The organism is Acidovorax sp. SUPP950 (genome assembly GCF_030158935.1).
Classification (GTDB): Bacteria; Pseudomonadota; Gammaproteobacteria; order Burkholderiales; family Burkholderiaceae_C; genus Paracidovorax.
Genome location: NZ_BQXE01000003.1, coordinates 199,524 through 216,693 on the forward strand (window position 1 = coordinate 199,524; position 17,170 = coordinate 216,693).

General features: G+C 69.8%; 16 protein-coding genes. 15 read left to right on the forward strand and 1 reads right to left on the reverse strand.

Going from position 1 to position 17,170, the window contains the following annotated elements; translation table 11 throughout:
* The first annotated feature begins 278 nt into the window (after positions 1–278).
* From AVME950_RS14700 to AVME950_RS14765, 14 genes are all read left to right on the forward strand, one after another.
* Positions 279–1,478: a threonine ammonia-lyase gene (locus AVME950_RS14700; protein ID WP_272566099.1), complete on the forward strand. Its 1,200-nt coding sequence runs from the start codon at positions 279–281 to the stop codon at positions 1,476–1,478.
* 128 nt (positions 1,479–1,606) lie between these two features.
* Positions 1,607–3,208 (forward strand): OpgD/OpgG family glucan biosynthesis protein, encoded by a 1,602-nt coding sequence (locus AVME950_RS14705; protein ID WP_284430383.1) that lies wholly within the window; start codon positions 1,607–1,609, stop codon positions 3,206–3,208.
* 82 nt (positions 3,209–3,290) lie between these two features.
* Entirely contained in the window at positions 3,291–3,446 is a 156-nt protein-coding gene (locus AVME950_RS14710; protein ID WP_272549895.1) for a hypothetical protein, read from the forward strand.
* A 75-nt stretch (positions 3,447–3,521) separates the two neighbouring features.
* Positions 3,522–4,232 carry a 7-cyano-7-deazaguanine synthase QueC gene (gene queC / locus AVME950_RS14715; protein WP_284430384.1) on the forward strand — a complete coding sequence of 237 codons (711 nt, stop codon included), beginning with the start codon at positions 3,522–3,524 and terminating at the stop codon, positions 4,230–4,232.
* Between the two features lie 214 nt (positions 4,233–4,446).
* Positions 4,447–6,093 carry a long-chain-fatty-acid--CoA ligase gene (locus AVME950_RS14720; RefSeq protein ID WP_284430385.1) on the forward strand — a complete coding sequence of 549 codons (1,647 nt, stop codon included), beginning with the start codon at positions 4,447–4,449 and terminating at the stop codon, positions 6,091–6,093.
* Between the two features lie 112 nt (positions 6,094–6,205).
* Complete coding sequence (locus AVME950_RS14725) at positions 6,206–7,429, forward strand: ABC transporter substrate-binding protein (protein WP_272566105.1); 1,224 nt, start codon at positions 6,206–6,208, stop codon at positions 7,427–7,429.
* A gap of 36 nt (positions 7,430–7,465) precedes the next feature.
* Positions 7,466–8,374: an SMP-30/gluconolactonase/LRE family protein gene (locus AVME950_RS14730; protein WP_284430386.1), complete on the forward strand. Its 909-nt coding sequence runs from the start codon at positions 7,466–7,468 to the stop codon at positions 8,372–8,374.
* Positions 8,371–9,126 (forward strand): SDR family NAD(P)-dependent oxidoreductase, encoded by a 756-nt coding sequence (locus AVME950_RS14735; RefSeq protein ID WP_272566107.1) that lies wholly within the window; start codon positions 8,371–8,373, stop codon positions 9,124–9,126. The genes AVME950_RS14730 and AVME950_RS14735 overlap by 4 nt, the downstream gene beginning before the upstream one ends.
* A gap of 22 nt (positions 9,127–9,148) precedes the next feature.
* Positions 9,149–9,904 carry an ABC transporter ATP-binding protein gene (locus tag AVME950_RS14740; RefSeq protein WP_284410349.1) on the forward strand — a complete coding sequence of 252 codons (756 nt, stop codon included), beginning with the start codon at positions 9,149–9,151 and terminating at the stop codon, positions 9,902–9,904.
* Positions 9,897–10,616, forward strand: coding sequence for an ABC transporter ATP-binding protein (locus AVME950_RS14745; protein ID WP_284430387.1), 720 nt, complete (start codon positions 9,897–9,899; stop codon positions 10,614–10,616). The genes AVME950_RS14740 and AVME950_RS14745 overlap by 8 nt, the downstream gene beginning before the upstream one ends.
* Before the next feature lie 34 nt (positions 10,617–10,650).
* Positions 10,651–11,532, forward strand: a complete 882-nt coding sequence (locus tag AVME950_RS14750) for a branched-chain amino acid ABC transporter permease (RefSeq protein ID WP_272566111.1) — start codon at positions 10,651–10,653, stop codon at positions 11,530–11,532.
* A gap of 8 nt (positions 11,533–11,540) precedes the next feature.
* Positions 11,541–12,497, forward strand: coding sequence for a branched-chain amino acid ABC transporter permease (locus tag AVME950_RS14755; protein ID WP_284425240.1), 957 nt, complete (start codon positions 11,541–11,543; stop codon positions 12,495–12,497).
* A 9-nt stretch (positions 12,498–12,506) separates the two neighbouring features.
* Complete coding sequence (locus tag AVME950_RS14760) at positions 12,507–13,298, forward strand: SDR family NAD(P)-dependent oxidoreductase (protein ID WP_284430388.1); 792 nt, start codon at positions 12,507–12,509, stop codon at positions 13,296–13,298.
* A gap of 213 nt (positions 13,299–13,511) precedes the next feature.
* Positions 13,512–15,215, forward strand: coding sequence for a flavin-containing monooxygenase (locus tag AVME950_RS14765; RefSeq protein WP_284430389.1), 1,704 nt, complete (start codon positions 13,512–13,514; stop codon positions 15,213–15,215).
* 30 nt (positions 15,216–15,245) lie between these two features.
* Here AVME950_RS14765 and AVME950_RS14770 read toward each other — a convergent pair whose 3' ends face one another.
* Positions 15,246–16,013, reverse strand: coding sequence for an IclR family transcriptional regulator (locus AVME950_RS14770; protein ID WP_284430390.1), 768 nt, complete (start codon positions 16,011–16,013; stop codon positions 15,246–15,248).
* A 218-nt stretch (positions 16,014–16,231) separates the two neighbouring features.
* On the opposite strand from AVME950_RS14770, the gene AVME950_RS14775 reads away from it, so the two are divergent.
* Positions 16,232–17,029: an SDR family NAD(P)-dependent oxidoreductase gene (locus AVME950_RS14775; protein ID WP_284430391.1), complete on the forward strand. Its 798-nt coding sequence runs from the start codon at positions 16,232–16,234 to the stop codon at positions 17,027–17,029.
* The last annotated feature ends 141 nt before the right edge of the window (positions 17,030–17,170 follow it).

Consider the following 17,170-nt stretch of genomic DNA (forward strand, 5'->3'; position numbering starts at 1 on the left):
TCTGCGGCGGGGTGACCGTCGCGGGCGCGTGATCGGCCGGCCTCTGCAGTAGCGGCGCGGCAGGCACGGACGGCGCACGGGAAGGGCCGGACAGGGGCATGGCGCAACGCGGAGTGAAGAACGCCGACATGCTGCGCCGGGCCCGGACCCGGGGCCGCCTGCGGCCCGAAGGGGCTGTGCTGGAGGCGAACCGGCCCGCCGGCGCCGCCGGTGGGTCGGCGTTGGCGTTGGCGTTGTCATGGCCGGCGCGCGGTCCGGCACGCGCCACAATGTCGCCCATGCTCACGCTCCAAACCATCCAGGATGCCGCCGCCCGCCTGCGCGGCCATGTGCTCGACACGCCGTGCGTGGAATCCAAGACGCTCTCGCAGATCGTGGGCGCCCAGGTGTTCCTCAAGTTCGAGAACCTGCAGTTCACCGCCTCCTTCAAGGAGCGCGGGGCCTGCAACAAGCTCAGCCAGCTGTCGCCCGAAGAGCAGCAGCGCGGCGTGATCGCGATGAGCGCCGGCAACCACGCCCAGGGCGTGGCCTACCACGCGCAGCGCCTGGGCCTGCGCGCCGTGATCGTGATGCCGCGCTTCACGCCAGGCGTGAAAGTGGAGCGCACGCGCGGCTTTGGCGCCGAAGTGGTGCTGCACGGCGACACGCTGGAGGAAGCCCGCGCCCACGCCTATGCATTGGCCGAGGAGCGTGGCCTGACCTTCGTGCACCCCTACGACGACGAGGCCGTGGCCGCCGGCCAGGGCACGCTGGGCCTGGAGATGCTGCAGGCCGTGCCGGACCTGGACACCCTGGTCATCGCGGTGGGCGGCGGCGGACTGATTTCCGGCGTGGCGACGGCCGCCAAGGCGATCCGCCCCGGCATCGAGATCGTGGGCGTGCAGACCGCGCGCTTTCCGGCCATGGTCAATGCCATCAAGGGCACGCAGCATCCGCAGGGCACCTCCACGATCGCCGAGGGCATCGCCGTGGGCACGCCGGGCACCCTCACCCGCGAAGTGATCGCGCGGCTGGTGGACGACCTGGTGCTGGTGCAGGAGGGCGACATCGAGCAGGCCGTGCTCATGCTGCTGGAAATCGAAAAGACGCTGGTCGAGGGCGCCGGCGCCGCGGGCCTGGCAGCGCTCGTGCGCTACCCGGAACGCTTTCAGGGCAAGAAGGTGGGCCTGGTGCTGTGCGGGGGCAACATCGACCCGCTGCTGCTGGCCGCCATCATCGAGCGCGGCATGGTGCGCTCCGGGCGGCTGGCCCGCATCAAGGTCAGCGCGCGCGACATTCCGGGCGTGCTGGCGCGCATCACCGCCACCGTGGCCGAGGCCGGCGCCAACATCGAGGAGGTGCACCACCAGCGGGCCTTCACCATGCTGGCCGCCCAGAACGTGGAGATCGAACTCGTGCTGCAGACGCGCGGCAAGGCGCACGTGCAGCAGGTGCTGGAGCAATTGCGCGCGGCCCACATGGAGGCCGACCTGATCTGAGGCACCGAAAGGCGTCCGCTCCGAACCGCGGGTTTTTTGTAGGAGAAACGCGGTTTTTTGCCGAAATTCCCCGCCGAATACACGGCGTTGCATGGGATGGCGCGCGGTTTTCGGCACACTGCTGGCCCATGCAGCAACCAAAACGACGCCACTTCCTGCGCACCCTCGGCCGAGGCGCCGCCCTGGCTTCGGCCGGGACCCTCGGCCTGAACTGGACCCAGGCCTTCGCCACGCTCAAGCCCCTGGGCAAGCCGCAGCCCTTCGATTTCGCCGCGCTCAAGGGCCAGGCCCGCGCCCTGGCCGCCAAGGCTTACGAGCCGTACCAGGGCACCCTGCCCCCCTCGGTCACGTCGCTCGACTGGGACCAGTACCAGTCCATGCAGTTCCGGCCCGACCACTCGCTGTGGGCCGACGAGAAGCTGCGCTTCCAGGCCAAATTCTTCCACCTGGGCCTGTTCTTCAAGAAGCCCGTGCACATGTACGAACTGGCCAACGGCCAGGCGCAGGAGCTGGCCTATGACCCGGCCATGTTCGACTATGGCAAGAGCGGCCTCAAGGCCAGCGACCTGCCCGCCGACCTGGGCTTCGCGGGCTTTCGCCTGAACTTCCACACCGATCCCGTGCGCGACGTGGCGGCCTTCCTGGGCGCCAGCTACTTCCGGGCCGTGGGCGGCGAGTGGCAGTACGGCCTGTCGGCGCGGGGCCTGGCCATCGACACCGGCATGCAGCGGCCGGAAGAGTTTCCGGACTTCACCGCGTTCTACCTGGAGCGGCCGGCCCCGGGCTCCAACACCGTGGTCGTGCTCGCCCTGCTCGACTCCCCCAGCGTGGCCGGCGCCTACCGCTTCGCGATCACCCCGGGCGACACGCAGGTGATGGAGATCGACGCCGCGCTGTACCCGCGCAAGGAAATCGAGCGCATCGGCATCGCACCCTGCACCAGCATGTTCCAGCACGGCGAGAACGACCGCCGCATGGCCAACGACTGGCGGCCGGAAATCCACGACTCCGACGGCCTGTCGATGTGGCGCGGCAACGGCGAATGGGTGTGGCGCCCGCTCACCAATCCGCCGAACCTGCAGTTCAACGCCTTTGCCGACCAGAACCCGCGCGGGTTCGGTTTGCTGCAGCGCGACCGCAACTTCGACCACTACCAGGACGATGGCGTGTTCTACGAGCGCCGGCCCTCGCTGTGGGTGGAGCCCAAGGCCGACTGGGGCGCGGGTTCGATCCAGCTGGTGGAGATTCCCACCATCGACGAGACCTTCGACAACATCGTGGCGTTCTGGAACCCCGAGCGCAAGCCGAAGGCGGGCGAAGAGCTGCTGGTGGGCTACCGCCTGTACTGGGGCGCGCACCCACCGGCCCGTTCCGCGCTGGCCAGCTGCGTGGCCACGCGCACGGGCCTGGGCGGCGTGGTGGGCCAGCCGCGCAAGTACTTTTCGTGGCGCTTCGCGGTCGACTTCGCGGGCGAGAACCTCGCGGCCCTCGGCCGGGACGCCAAGGTGGAGCCCGTGATCACGGTGAGCCGCGGCAAGGTCGAGATCACGTCCGCCCGCCCCCTGGACGCCATGAACGGCTGGCGCGCGATGTTCGACATCCGGCCCGAGGACGACAGCACCGAGCCCATCACCATCCGCCTGTTCCTGCGCGTGGGCAAGGAGCCGATCACCGAAACGTGGCTCTACCAGTGGGTGCCGCCGGCCCCTGCGGACCGCAAGCTGGTGTGACACCCGTCGAAACCCTGTGGCGGCCGCCCGGCGGCTGCCGCTAGAATTTCATCACTTTTTGAGGCAGCCACCAGGAGAACCCATGGCCCACGACACGACCACCACCCCGCACGTTGGCGAACACCACCATGCCCCCGATGGCGTCGAAGCCGTGGTCCCGCTGATGCCCATCGTGCTGCCCGTGGTGGGCGGCGTGCTGATGTTCCTGCTGGCCTTCATCGCCATCTACATGGCCTGAGCGCCGACCCCTCCCCTTCGCAGAGCCCCGCGCCGCGGGGCTTTTTTACGCCCACGTCCTTCAAAGGAACACACCATGAGAGCCGGCCACGCCCTGGTCCTTTTTTCCGGTGGACAAGACTCCACCACCTGCCTGGCCTGGGCACTGACCCACTTCGAGCGGGTGGAAACCATCGGCTTCGACTACGGCCAGCGGCACCACGTGGAGCTTCAGGCACGGCAGGAGGTACTGGCCGCGCTGCGCGCCGAGTTCCCGCAATGGGCCGGCCGCATGGGCGAGGACCACATGGTCGATCTCGCGGTGCTGGGCCAGATCAGCGACACCGCGCTCACGCGCGACACCGCCATCCAGATGACCGAGGCCGGGCTGCCCAACACCTTCGTGCCCGGCCGCAACCTGCTGTTCTTCCAGCTCGCCGCCGCGGTGGGCTACCGGCGCGGGCTGCACACGCTGGTGGGCGGCATGTGCGAAACCGATTTCTCGGGCTACCCCGACTGCCGTGACGACACGCTCAAGGCCTTGCAGGTGGCGGTATCGCTGGGCGTGGGGCAGCGCTTCACCTTCGAGACGCCGCTCATGTGGATCGACAAGGCCGCGACCTGGGAGATGGCGCGCCAGCTGGGCGGCGATGCGCTGGTGGACCTGATCGTGCAGCGCTCCCACACCTGCTACCACGGGGTGCGCGACACGCTGCATGCCTGGGGTTACGGCTGCGGCACCTGCCCGGCGTGCGAACTGCGCCGCGCAGGCTACTTTCAGTGGACGGGGCTGCCGCCAGGCCCTTGACGACCGCGGAGATGGGCCACTTTCCGGCCGTCTCCGCACATTCCCTGCGTCCCCACCCGGCGTCGAATGCCTCGCGACGCAAGGGTTTTCACCCAGCGCGCGGGCGTTGTTGGTCCGGAGTCGTTCTGCTAGCATCAATTCACTTACCGGCCGGCATGTAAAAAACAGATCGCTCACGGAATCAGGGCGACGCCGCAGAGAAAGAGGAAGACAAATGCAGGGTTTGATGCAATCCGGAGCACTGCTCATCTCCACGTTGCTGGAGCACGCGGCTCGCCACCACGGCGACGTGGAGATCGTCTCCCACGTCGACGCGCACACCAGCCTGCGCACCAGTTGGGGCGAAGTGGGCCACCGCGCGCGGCGCCTGGCCAGCGCCCTGCACGCCCGCGGTCTGCCGCAGGGCGCGCGGGTCGGCACGCTGGCCTGGAACACGCACCGGCACCTGGAGCTGTACTACGCGGTCTCGGGCATGGGCGCCATCCTGCACACCGTGAACCCGCGCCTGTTCCCCGAGCAGATCAGCTATATCGTCAACCACGCGGCCGACGAGTACCTGTGCTTCGACCCGGACTTCTCGCCGCTCGTGGCCCAGATCGCGCCGCACCTGCCCTCCGTCAGGGCCTACGTGGCCCTGTGCCGGCGCGACCAGTTGCCGGCGGTGGACCTGCCCGCGCCGCTGCTGTGCTACGAAGACCTGGTGGACGCGGGCGACGCCGCTTTCGCCTGGCCCGCGCTGGACGAGAACACCGCCTCATCGCTCTGCTACACCTCGGGCACCACCGGCCACCCCAAGGGCGTGCTGTACAGCCACCGCTCGACGGTGCTGCATTCGTGGACCGCCTGCGCCACGGACGGCCTGGGGCTGGGCGCGCGCGACAGCGTGCTGCTGGCCGTGCCCATGTTCCACGTGAACGCCTGGGGCATTCCGTATGCCAGCGCCATGAGCGGCGCCAAGCTCGTGCTGCCCGGCCCCAACCTCTCGGGCGAGCGCCTCTTCGCGCTGCTGCGCGACGAACAGTGCACGCTCTCGCTGGGCGTGCCCACGGTGTGGCTGGGCTTCTTCCAGCATGCCGAGGCGTTGCCCGCCGCCGAGCGCGCGGCGCTGCGGCTGCAACGCGTGGTGGTGGGCGGATCGGCCGCGCCGCGCGCCATCATCGAGAAATTCGACCGACTCTTCGGTGCGTTCGTGATCCAGGCCTGGGGCATGACGGAGACCAGCCCGCTGGCCACCATCGGCAACCTGCTGCCCCGGCATGCCGACCTGCCCGCCGAAGGGCGCCACGCCGTGCAGGCCCGCCAGGGCCGCGCCATCTTCGGCGTGGAGATCGCGGTGTTCGACGCCGAGGGGCGCCAGCGCGCGCAGGACGACCGCACCCCCGGCGATCTCAAGGTGCGCGGGCCCTGGGTGGTGTCGGCCTACTACGGCCAGGAGCCGGGCGCGGCCCTGGATGCGGACGGCTGGTTCGCCACGGGCGACGTGGCGCTGATCGACGCCGAGGGCTACGTGCAGATCACCGACCGCTCCAAGGACGTGATCAAGTCCGGAGGCGAATGGATTTCCTCCATCGACCTGGAGAACCTGGCCGTGGGCCACCCCAAGGTCCAGGAGGCCGCGGTGATCGGCGCCTACCACAGCAAGTGGCAGGAGCGCCCCCTGCTCATCGTGGTGCCCAAGGCGGGCGAGTCGGTGAGCGGCGCGGAGATCCTCGACTTCATGAAGGACCGCATCGCGCGCTGGTGGATGCCCGACGACGTGGTGTTCATCGACGCGCTGCCCCACACCGCCACCGGCAAGCTGCAAAAGACGCGGCTGCGCGAATTGTTCCGCGACCACCGCCTGCCCACCGACGCGGCCTGAGCCCACGCCCCGCGGCCCCTGCGGGCCGCTGGCATCGCACACCCCGCGGACGGCGGGGCCCTGGATGCACCCGTCCCGACCGAAGACACGCACACACCAAGGAGACACACCCATGCCATTGCCCAGCTCCCGCCTTGCCCTTGCCGCCCTGGCCCTCGCCTGCGGCGCAGCGGCCCACGCCCAGATCAGCGACGATGTGGTGCGCATCGGTGTCATGGCCGACCAGACCGGCCCCTACTCGGGCAACGGCGGCCCCGGCTCCACGCTGGCCGTGCGCATGGCCGCAGAGGACTTCGGCGGCGCCGTGCTCGGCAAGCCCGTCGAGGTGGTCGTGGCCGACGACCAGAACAAGCCCGACGTGGGCCTGAACATCGCGCGCAAGTGGCTCGACACCGAGAAGGTGGACACCATCGTCGGCGGCTCGGCCTCGTCGATCGCGCTGGGCATCTCCAGCCTGCTCAAGGAACGCAAGAAGCCCTACCTGATCGCGGGCACGGTGAGCGCGGAACTGACCAACAAGTCCTGCTCGCCGATGAACTTCCAGTTCCTCACCGACACCTATGCGCTGCCCAAGGCCGGCGTGCAGAGCCTGATGAAACAGGGCATCAAGAGCTTCTATTTCATCACCGTGGACTACGCCTTCGGCCAGGCCTACCAGGACGATGCGACGCGCTTCATCCAGGCCGCCGGCGGCAAGGTGGTGGGCTCGGTCAAGCACCCGCTGGGCGCCACCGATTTCTCGTCGTACCTGCTGCAGGCGCAATCCAGCGGCGCGCAGGCCATCGTGATCCTGAACGCGGGGCTCGATCTGTCGAACGCCCTCAAGCAGGCCGCGGAATACAAGATCACCCGCGGCGGCCAGGTGGTGACGGTGTTCGGCATGACGATCAACAGCGTCTCGGCCATGGGACTGGACGTGGCCCAGGGCCTGCAGCTGACGCTGCCGTTCTACTGGGACCGCGACGAGGCCTCGCGCGCCTGGGCCAAGCGCTTCATGGCGCGCAACAAGGGCGTGGTGCCCACCTACATCCACGCGGGCGCCTACAGCGCCGCCTGGCACTACCTGCAGGCCGTGAAGGCCGCAGGCACCGACGACGGCGCCAAGGTCGCGGCCAAGATGCGCGAGCTGCCCATCAACGACTTCTTTTCCAAGGACGTGAAGATCCGCGAGGACGGCCAGGCGCTGCGCACGGTGTACGCCATACAGGTCAAGAAGCCCTCCGAGTCCAAGGGCCCCAACGACTTCTACACGGTGCGCGGCGAGATCCCGCCCGAGCAGACCTGGCGCCCGCTGTCCGAGAGCAGCTGCGACTACATCAAGGCCGCCGCCAAGTAGGCCCGCGCCCGGCCGATACGCAGCCCGAGCCCTTCCATGGCCCTTCGCATCGACATCCTGGCCCCGCAGCGGGACCTGCTGGGCGAATGCCCACTGTGGGACGCGCGCACCCAGTCGCTCTACTGGATCGACGGGCGCGCCGGCATCGTGCGGCGCCACACGCCGGCCACCGGGGCCGGCGCGCAGTGGCAACTGCCCCAGCACATCGGCGCGATCGCGCTGTGCGACAGCGGCCGGCTGCTGCTGGCGCTGGAGGACGATTTCCAGTACCTGGACCCGGACACGGGCACCCTCTCGCCCCTGGGCGTGCGGGTAGCGCACGGCGCCGACCGGATGCGCCTGAACGACGGCCGCACCGACCGCAACGGGCGCTTCGTGGTCGGATCGATGACGCTGGGCCGCATGGCGCCCGAGGGCGCGCTCTACCAGCTCGGCGCGCACGCCGTGCGCACGCTGGACACGGGCATCCACGTGGCCAACGGCACCTGCTTCAGCCCCGATGGGCGCTGGCTGTACTTTGCCGACAGCCCCACGCACCAGGTGCGCCGCTACGCCTACGACCCCGCCACGGGCAACATCGGCCCGGCCGAGGTGCTGGTGGACACGCGCGCGCTGGGCTCCGTGCCCGACGGCGCCACCGTGGACGCCGAGGGCTGCCTGTGGGTGGCGCTGGTGCAGAACGGCCAGCTCGCACGCTTCACGCCCGACGGGCGGCTGGAGCGCCGCATCCAGCTGCCGGTGACCTTCGTGACCTGCCCCTGCTTCGGCGGCCCCGGGCTGGACGTGATCTACCTCACCTCCATCCGCGACAGCGGCAACCTGCTGCGCAGCGACCACCCCGACGCGGGCGCCGTGTTCGCCATCCACGGCACGGGCGTGCGCGGGCTGGAGGAAGCCCGCTTCGCCGACCTCCCCTCTCACCATTCGACAAGGACCCCTCAATGACCACCCGACGTTTCGAAGGCAAGGTTGCCCTCATCACCGGCGGTGCGCGCGGCATCGGCCGTGCCATCGCCGACGCCATGGCGGCCGAAGGCGCCGCCGTCGGCATCCTGGACCGCGCCGAGGACATGGCGCACGAAGCGGCCGAGCAGTTGCAGGCGCAGGGGCTGCAGGCCATGGCCTTCGGCGGCGACGTGGCACGCCGCGCGAGCTTCAGCGACGCCGTGGGTGCGCTCAAGGAGCGCTTCGGCCGCCTGGACGTGCTCGTGAACAACGCCATCTGGGTGCGTTACGGCCCCATCGACGCCATCACGCCCGAGATGCTCGATCGCATGGTGGGCACGGGCTTCAACTCGGTGGTCTGGGGCATCCAGGTGGGTGCCGAGGCCATGGAGGCCGGCGGCAGCATCGTCAACATCGCCTCGTCGGCCGCCTTTCTGGGGCTGCCCGAGGGCATGCTGTACTGCGGCGTGAAGGCCGGCGTGCTGGGGCTGACCCGCTCGGCCGCCGTGGACCTGGGGCCGCGCGGCATCCGCGTCAACGCCATCTGCCCGGGCTCGGTGCTCACCGAGGGCGTGAAGATCAACGTCGATGCCGAAAAGGCCAAGCTGCGCATCGCCAAGACGCCGATGAAGCGCCTGGGCGAGGTGGAGGACATCGCCAAGGCCGCATGCTTCCTGGCCTCGGACGACGCCAGCTTCGTGACCGGCGAGTCGCTGCTCGTGGACGGCGGCGTCACCCATGCCTTCCTCTGAGCCGCCCAACGGCCGCCCCGCCATGGACGCCCCCTTCATCCTCGAAGCCCGCCAGCTCAGCCGGCAGTTCCGCGGCTTCTACGCCGTCAAGGACGTGGACCTGCGGGTGCGCCGGCACTCGGTCCACGCCCTCATCGGGCCCAACGGCGCAGGCAAGACGACCTGCTTCAACCTGCTCACCACCTTCCTGCGGCCTTCCTCGGGCACCGTGGTCTTCAACGGCCGCGACATCTCGCGCAGCGACCCTGCTTCCGTGGCCATGGCGGGCCTGGTGCGATCGTTCCAGATCTCGGCCGTCTTCGGACAGATGACGGTGCTGGAGAACGTGCGCGTGGCGCTGCAGAAGCGCCACGGCGGCACCTTCGCCTTCTGGCGCAACGTGAAGGTCCTGCGCACGCTGGACGCGCGGGCGCTGGAGCTGCTGGAACGCGTGGGCCTCACGCGCTGGCGCGACACGCCCGCCGGCGAACTGCCCTACGGGCGCAAGCGCGCGCTGGAGCTGGCCACCACCATCGCCATGGAGCCCGAGATGATCCTGCTGGACGAGCCCATGGCGGGCCTGGGCCACGAAGACATCGGCCCGGTGGTGGCGCTGATCCGTGAGGCCGCGCGCGGACGCACGGTGCTCATGGTCGAGCACAACATGAAGGTCATCGCCGAGCTGTGCGACCGCGTGACCGTGCTGCAGGCCGGCCAGGTGCTGGCGGAGGGCAGCTATGACGAGGTCTCGCGCGACCCGCGCGTCATCGAAGCCTACGTAGGAGGTACCCATGCCTGAGGCCCACGACGCGCAGCCCCTGCTGCAGGTGCGCGGCCTGCGCGGCTGGTACGGCGAAACCCTGGCGCTGCAAGGCATCGACCTGGACGTGAACGAGGGCGAGGTGGTGTGCCTGCTGGGGCGCAACGGCGCCGGCAAGACCACCACGCTGCGCGCCATCATGGGACTGCTGGGCCGGCGCGAGGGCCGGATCACGCTGCGCGGCCAGCCCACCGAGGGCCTGCCGCCCGAGGCGATCGCGCGCCTGGGCGCGGCCTACTGCCCCGAAGAGCGCGGCATCTTCGCCAGCCTTTCGACCGAAGAGAACCTGCTGCTGCCGCCGGTGCTGCTGCCCGGCGGCCTGAGCGTGGCCGAGATCTACACGCTGTTCCCCAACCTGCAGCAGCGCCGGCACAGCCCGGGCACCCGCCTGTCGGGCGGCGAGCAGCAGATGCTGGCCATCGCCCGCATCCTGCGAACGGGCGCCAAGCTGCTGCTGCTGGACGAGCCCACCGAGGGCCTGGCGCCGGTGATCGTGGAGCGCATCGGCGCCACCATCCGCATGCTGCGCGAGCGCGGCTTCACCGTGCTGCTGGTGGAGCAGAACTTCCGCTTCGCCTGCGCGCTGGCCGACCGCTTCTACGTGATCGAGGAAGGCGAGGTGGCGGGCCACTTCCGCCGCGACGAACTCGACACGCAGCGCGAACACATCGAGTCGCTTCTGGGCCTGTGAGCCCTTCTTCACCCAACGCAGGACGGACAACACGATGGACGGGCTATTCGGAATCCCCTGGGCTGCACTGATCGGGCAGCTTCTGGTCGGGCTCATCAACGGCGCCTTCTACGCCCTGATGAGCCTGGGGCTGTCGATCATCTTCGGGCTGCTGCACGTGGTCAATTTCGCCCACGGCGCTCAGTACATGCTGGGTGCTTTCGTGGCGTGGGGGCTGCTCGAATACCTGGGCATCGGCTACTGGCCGGCGCTCGTCATCGCGCCGCTGGTGGTGGCGGGCTTCGGGGTCGTGTTCGAGCGCCTGATGCTGCGCCGGCTGTATGCGCTGGACCATGTGTACGCGCTGCTGCTGACCTTCGGCGTGGCGCTGCTCATGGAGGGCGCCTTCCGCCTGCAGTTCGGTGTGAGCGGCCAGCCCTACCCCAACCCGCTGACGGGCGGCATCGACGTGGGCGTGACCTTCCTGCCGCTGTACCGCGTGTGGGTGATCGCCGCGGCGCTGGCGGTCTGCCTGGGCACCTGGTTCTTCATCGAGAAGACCAAGCTGGGCGCGTACCTGCGCGCGGCCAACGAGAACGCCCCGCTGGTGCGCACCTTCGGCATCAACGTGCCGCGCATGCTCATGCTCACCTACGGGCTGGGCGTGGGCCTGGCGGGCCTGAGCGGCGTGATGGCCGCGCCGATCTACCAGGTGAGCCCGCTGATGGGCTCGAACCTGATCATCGTCGTGTTCGCGGTGGTGGTGATCGGCGGCATGGGCTCCATCCTGGGCTCCATCGTCACCGGCTTCGCGCTGGGCGCCATCGAGGGCCTGACCAAGGTCTTCTATCCCGATGGCGCGGGGGTGGTCATCTTCGTGGTGATGATCCTCGTGCTCGCCGTCCGTCCCCATGGCCTCTTCGGCCGTGCCCACTAGGAGTCGCCATGGACCTGCTGAGTCGACGCACCCACAACGCGCTGCTGCTGGCCGCCCTGGCCTGCCTGGCCGCCGCGCCGTTCGTGGTGTATCCCATGTTCCTCATGAAGCTGATGTGCTTCGCGCTGCTGGCGGCATCGGTCAACCTGCTGGTCGGCTACGTCGGCCTGCTGTCGTTCGGCCACGCCATGTTCTACGGCACCGCCGGCTACATCACCGCGCACGCGGTCAAGGTCTGGGGTTGGGAGGGCCTGAGCGGCATCGCCCTGGGCGCGGCCGCGGCCGCTGTGCTGGGCCTGCTGACGGGGCTGCTGGCCATCCGCCGCCAGGGCATCTACTTCTCGATGATCACGCTGGCCTTCGCGCAGCTGGTGTACTTCATGGCGCTGCGCCTGCCGTTCACGGGCGGCGAAGACGGCATCCAGAACATCCCGCGCCCCACCGTGCTGGGTCTGTTCTCGCTGGAGAACACGCTGGTGCTGTACTACTTCGTCACGGTGCTCATCGGCGGCGCGTTCTGGCTGATCCACCGGCTGGTGCACTCGCCCTTCGGGCAGGTGCTGCGCGCCATCCGCGACAACGAGCCGCGCGCCCAGAGCCTGGGCTACCGCGTCAACCGCTACAAGCTGCTGGCCTTCGTGCTGTCGGCCGCCATCGCGGGCTTCGCGGGCTCGCTCAAGGCGCTGGTGTTCCAGCTCGCCTCGCTGACCGACGTGCACTGGGCCACCTCGGGCGAGGCCCTGCTCATCTGCATCGTGGGCGGCATGCAGACGCTGCTGGGCCCGGTGGTGGGCGCCATGGTCATCGTGACCATGGAGAACTACCTCGCCTCGTTCGCCGAGTGGGTGCTGATCCTGCAGGGCGTGGTGTTCGTCATCGTGGTCATGCTGTTCCGCAAGGGCATCGTCGGCCAGTTCCAGGCCTATCTCGCCAGCCGCCGCCAGCGCGGCGCGGCACCGCTGTAGGGAGACCCCATGCCAGCCCATGCACTTCCCCCCAACTGGCCGGCCACCCCCGGGCTGCTGGCCGGCCGCCTGGCCCTTGTCACGGGCGCGGCCAGCGGCATCGGCCGCGCGGTGGCCGTGGCCTTCGCCCAGGCCGGCGCGCGCGTCATCGTGACCGACCTGCAGGCCGATCGCTGTGCAGACACGCTGCGCGATGTGCGCGCCGCCGGCACCGAGGGCTGGGCCTGGGCGCTCGACGTGTCCAGCGCCCAGGCCTGCCATGACCTCGCCACGCAGGTGGCGCAGTCGGTCGGCGATGTGGACACGCTCGTCAACAACGCGGGGGTGATCATCCGCGAAGGCATCGACAGCCCGCGCGCCGCCGAGAACCTGCGCCGCACGATGGACGTGAACCTCTTCGGCGTGTTCCACACGGTGCTCGCCTGGCTGCCCGCGCTGCGGCGCACGCGCGGCAGCATCATCAATGTGGCCTCGGGCGCGGCATTCATCGCGCAGGGCGGTGCGCTGGGCTACTCGCCCTCGAAGGCGGCGGTGAAGATGTTCACGCAGACCCTGGCGCTCGACCTCGCGCCCGATGGCATCCGTGTCAACGCGCTGGCGCCGGGCGTGATCGACACACCGATGACCGAGGCCACGCGCGCCAACCCCGAGCGGCTCGCGCGCTTCATGCAGCGCATTCCCGCCGGCCGACTGGGCCAGCCGCACGAGCTGGCGGGGCCGGCGGTGTTCCTGGCCTCGGACATGGCGAGCTTCGTCAATGGCGTGACGCTGCCGGTGGACGGCGGCACGCTGGCCGTCTGAGGCAGGCGTCCACGGGCCGCGCGGGCACCCGGAAATCATGGATGTGATGTTGCAGGCCCCACCCGTGCATTTGCTTGATGCGCGCACGGCGCGAACGCATCATTTCCCGCAGGACAGACCGCACGCCGCAAGCGCCAGCGCAGCGCCGGTGGCGACCTGACCCCATCTGAAACCATCCGCGGCACGGACCATGCCGCCCCCCAAGGAGACAACATGACAACGCAAACCCCGCTCGGGAACGCCAACGCTCCCACCCCGCCCCAGCGCATCGACGTCGCCATCGTCGGCGCGGGCTTTGGCGGCATGTACGCCGTGTACAAGTTTCGGGAAATGGGCCTGAAGATCCAGGGCTTCGAGGCCGGCGGCGACGTGGGCGGCGTGTGGTACTGGAACCGCTACCCCGGCGCGCGCGTGGACCTGCCCAGCATCGACTACAGCTTCTCCTTCTCGCCCGAGATCGAGCAGGAGTGGACCTGGTCGGAGCAGTTCGCGGCCCAGCCCGAGCTGCTGCGCTACATCAACTTCGTGGCCGACCGGCTCGACCTGCGCCGGCACATCCAGTTCAACACGCGCGTGACCAGCGCCGTGTGGAGCGAGGAGCGCCAGCTGTGGACGGTGAAGACCGACCGCGGGGCCGTCTACGAGGCTACTTACTGCATCATGGCCACCGGCCCGCTCTCCATCCCGAAGGACCCCGAGATCCCCGGCCTGGAGCGCTTCAAGGGCCGCCTGCTGCGCGCGGCCAGGTGGCCGCACGAGCCTGTGCGCTTCGAAGGCCTGCGCGTGGGCGTGATCGGCACCGGCTCCACCGGCATCCAGATCGTGCAGGAGGTGGGCAAGGAGGCCGGCGAGCTGTTCGTCTTCCAGCGCACGCCCAGCTTCACCATGCCCATGCGCAACGAAGACCTCACGCCCGAGTACATGGCCGAGGTCAAGCGCCACTACGCCGGCATCCGTGAGTCCGCGCGCAACAGTGCCGTGGGCGGCGTGCGCCCGCAATCCACCCGCGCGTTTTTCAGCGTGACGCTCCGCCAGCGCCAGCAACTGCTGGAAGATGCCTGGAAGAGCGGCGGCCTGGCCATGCTCGGCACCTTCTGCGACCTGATGACCAACGCCGAAGCCAACGAGCATGTAGCGCAATTCGTGCGCGGCAAGATCGGGGAGGTCGTGAAGGACCCGGTGACGGCCGAGCAGCTCAAGCCGCGCGGCTACCCCATCTTCGCCCGCCGTCCCTGCCTGGACTCCAGCTACTACGAGACCTACAACCGCCCCAACGTGCACCTGGTGGACCTGCTGCACGATCCGATCGTGGAGATCACCGAGAAGGGCGTTCGCACGCAGTCCGGCGAGGTCGAGCTGGACATGCTCATCCTGGCCACCGGCTACGACGGCCTGACAGGCGCAATGCTGGCCTTCGACGTGGTCGGCCGCGACGGCCGCACCGTCAACGGCAAGTGGCAGGACGGCGCGCGCTCCTACCTGGGCCTGATGATGGAGGGCTTCCCCAACCTCTTCATGACCACCGGCCCCAACGGCCCCGCCGCGCTGGCCAACATCATCCGCATCAGCGAAAACGACGTGGACTGGATCGCCGCTGCCATGCAGCACATGCAGGGCCAGGGCCTGGCCACCATCGAGCCCACGGCCCAGGCCGAGCAGGGCTGGATGGACTTGGTCTACACACTGTCGCAGCGCTCGCTGCTGCTCAAGGCCAAGACCTGGTACGTGGGCGCCAACGTGAAGGACAAGCCGCAGGGCCTCACGCTGTTCACCGGAGGCTTCGCCAAGTACCGCGAGCACTGCGCGGCCGCCGCGCAGGACGGCTACCGCAACTTCACCTTCCAGCGCCCAACCCTGACGCGGCCGGTGCCGCACACAGGCCAGGAAGCCCCGGCCGAAGCAGCGGTGGCGGGCTGACCGTCCGCGCCGCCCCGCCCAATGCGTGCGCTATGCGCGGCCCGGCCCGGGCTGCGGTTGCTCCAGCTGCAGGGCCAGCCGCCGCATGAGCGCGGTGTAGCGCGCCCGGTGGGGCCGCATGCGCTCGATGGTGCCACCCATGCCCAGCACCACGAGGCGGCCCTGCACACGCCAGGGCAGCACCACGCCGATGGTGGCGCCGCCCAGCAGCGGCAGGTTCTCCAGGTAGAGCGCCTTGCGCAGCCGGGCGCCGGCCACCTCGGGGGCGATGGTCTCCAGCGGCACCCGGTCTTCGCGCCCTTGCACGGCAATGTTGGCGCGGTGCACGAGCTTTTCCACCTCCGCATCGGTGCGGTCGGTGAGCAGCAGCCAGCCCACGGCCGAGCGCGTCAGCGGCCGCAGGCTGCCTTCGTCGGTGTGAAAGCGGATGGCATGCGTCGACTGGATGACGCGGATGTACTGCACATAGATGTCGTTGAGCATGGCGATGGACACCGTCTCGCCCGTGGCGCCGTGCAGGTCGTGCATCAGTTCGAAGATGCGGCCCTGCCCGAACAGCGCCTGCGAGATCCAGTCGCCCAGCGACGTGACGCGCGGCGTGGGGAAGTACAGGCGCTCGGTGCGGTCATAGCGCAGGTAGCCCATGGCGATGAGGTTCTTGAGCAGCACCGTGGTGCTCGACTGGGGGTAGCCCAGCGCCTCGCTGATGTGCTTGAGCGGCAGGGGCGTGCGCACCTGCGCGAAGTGTTCCAGCACCTGCAGCACGCGCGTTGCCGACTTCACCGTGCTGGTGGGCATGGGAAAGCTCCAGAGACAACGCGGCAGGTGCATGGCATGGCCGGCCCATTGTGCGGGCCCCCGCCACCACCGGCAGCCCTGCGCGCGACAAAGGTACGGGCCCGCGCGGCGGACCGCTTTCCTTCCCGCAAGCCTTCATTCCAACCTTTGAACCCCATGGCACACCTTCCTTTCCCTTCCATCGGCCAGCCCGGCGTTACCACGCCAGCGGAGGCCGCATGAACCGCTGCATCATCACCGGCGCCGCGCGGGGCATCGGCCGCGCCATCGCACTGCGTCTGGCGCGGGACGCGGCGCCCCACGGCGGCGCCTGGATCGCGCTGGCGGACCAGCACGTGGCCGAGCTGGAGCCCCTGGCGGCCGAGATCCAGCAACTCGGCGGCACCGCGCTCGTGCTGGGCGGCGACCTGGCCGACGCGGCCTTTCCGGCCCGCCTGTGCGCGCAGGCCGTGAACGCCTTCGGGGGCCTGGACGCCGTGGTCAGCAACGCGGGTTTCGCGGCACCGGGCCCGCTGGCCACGTACGACCCGGCCATGTGGGACCGCGTCTTCGCCGTCAACACACGCGCGCCGCTGTTGCTGGCCCAGGCCGCCTACCCGGCGCTGAAAACCGCGCGCGGCACCGTGCTGTTCATCACCTCGATCTCGGGCAGCCATGCCACGCCGCCGCTGGGCGCCTACAGCGCCAGCAAAGCCGCCGCGCTCATGCTGATGCGCCAGATGGCCGCCGAGTGGGGCCCCGAGGGCATCCGCGTGAACGCGCTCTCGCCCGGGCTGACGCTCACGCCGGGCACGGCGGCAGCCTATACCGACCCCGAGGCCCGCACGCTGCGCGAAGCGCGCGTGCCCCTGCGCCGGCTGGCCGAAGCCGATGACATGGCGAGCGTGGCTGCCTTCCTGCTGGGCCCCGACGCGGCCTACGTGCATGGCGCCGAATTGCTGGTGGACGGTGGCCTGGCGCACACGCTCATGGGCTCGCTGCCCATGGGCGGCTGGGGCCGGCCCGCCGCCGGCTGAAACGCCTGCGAGCCCGGTGCGCAGGCCCGTCGAGCCTGGAAACCGGGCCTTCCAGAGCTGGGTACCCGGCAGCCGATCCGGGCTGCAACGCGGCCGTTGCCCTTGGACTCCTGCTGCTCCGCGTGCCATCACGTCAGGCCC

Coding starts and splice junctions, on each gene's coding strand:
- AVME950_RS14700 (WP_272566099.1), top strand. CDS start 279: ATGCTCACGCTCCAAACCATCCAGGATGCCGCCGCCCGCCTGCGCGGC.
- AVME950_RS14705 (WP_284430383.1), top strand. CDS start 1,607: ATGCAGCAACCAAAACGACGCCACTTCCTGCGCACCCTCGGCCGAGGC.
- AVME950_RS14710 (WP_272549895.1), top strand. CDS start 3,291: ATGGCCCACGACACGACCACCACCCCGCACGTTGGCGAACACCACCAT.
- queC (WP_284430384.1), top strand. CDS start 3,522: ATGAGAGCCGGCCACGCCCTGGTCCTTTTTTCCGGTGGACAAGACTCC.
- AVME950_RS14720 (WP_284430385.1), top strand. CDS start 4,447: ATGCAGGGTTTGATGCAATCCGGAGCACTGCTCATCTCCACGTTGCTG.
- AVME950_RS14725 (WP_272566105.1), top strand. CDS start 6,206: ATGCCATTGCCCAGCTCCCGCCTTGCCCTTGCCGCCCTGGCCCTCGCC.
- AVME950_RS14730 (WP_284430386.1), top strand. CDS start 7,466: ATGGCCCTTCGCATCGACATCCTGGCCCCGCAGCGGGACCTGCTGGGC.
- AVME950_RS14735 (WP_272566107.1), top strand. CDS start 8,371: ATGACCACCCGACGTTTCGAAGGCAAGGTTGCCCTCATCACCGGCGGT.
- AVME950_RS14740 (WP_284410349.1), top strand. CDS start 9,149: ATGGACGCCCCCTTCATCCTCGAAGCCCGCCAGCTCAGCCGGCAGTTC.
- AVME950_RS14745 (WP_284430387.1), top strand. CDS start 9,897: ATGCCTGAGGCCCACGACGCGCAGCCCCTGCTGCAGGTGCGCGGCCTG.
- AVME950_RS14750 (WP_272566111.1), top strand. CDS start 10,651: ATGGACGGGCTATTCGGAATCCCCTGGGCTGCACTGATCGGGCAGCTT.
- AVME950_RS14755 (WP_284425240.1), top strand. CDS start 11,541: ATGGACCTGCTGAGTCGACGCACCCACAACGCGCTGCTGCTGGCCGCC.
- AVME950_RS14760 (WP_284430388.1), top strand. CDS start 12,507: ATGCCAGCCCATGCACTTCCCCCCAACTGGCCGGCCACCCCCGGGCTG.
- AVME950_RS14765 (WP_284430389.1), top strand. CDS start 13,512: ATGACAACGCAAACCCCGCTCGGGAACGCCAACGCTCCCACCCCGCCC.
- AVME950_RS14770 (WP_284430390.1), bottom strand. CDS start 16,013: ATGCCCACCAGCACGGTGAAGTCGGCAACGCGCGTGCTGCAGGTGCTG.
- AVME950_RS14775 (WP_284430391.1), top strand. CDS start 16,232: ATGAACCGCTGCATCATCACCGGCGCCGCGCGGGGCATCGGCCGCGCC.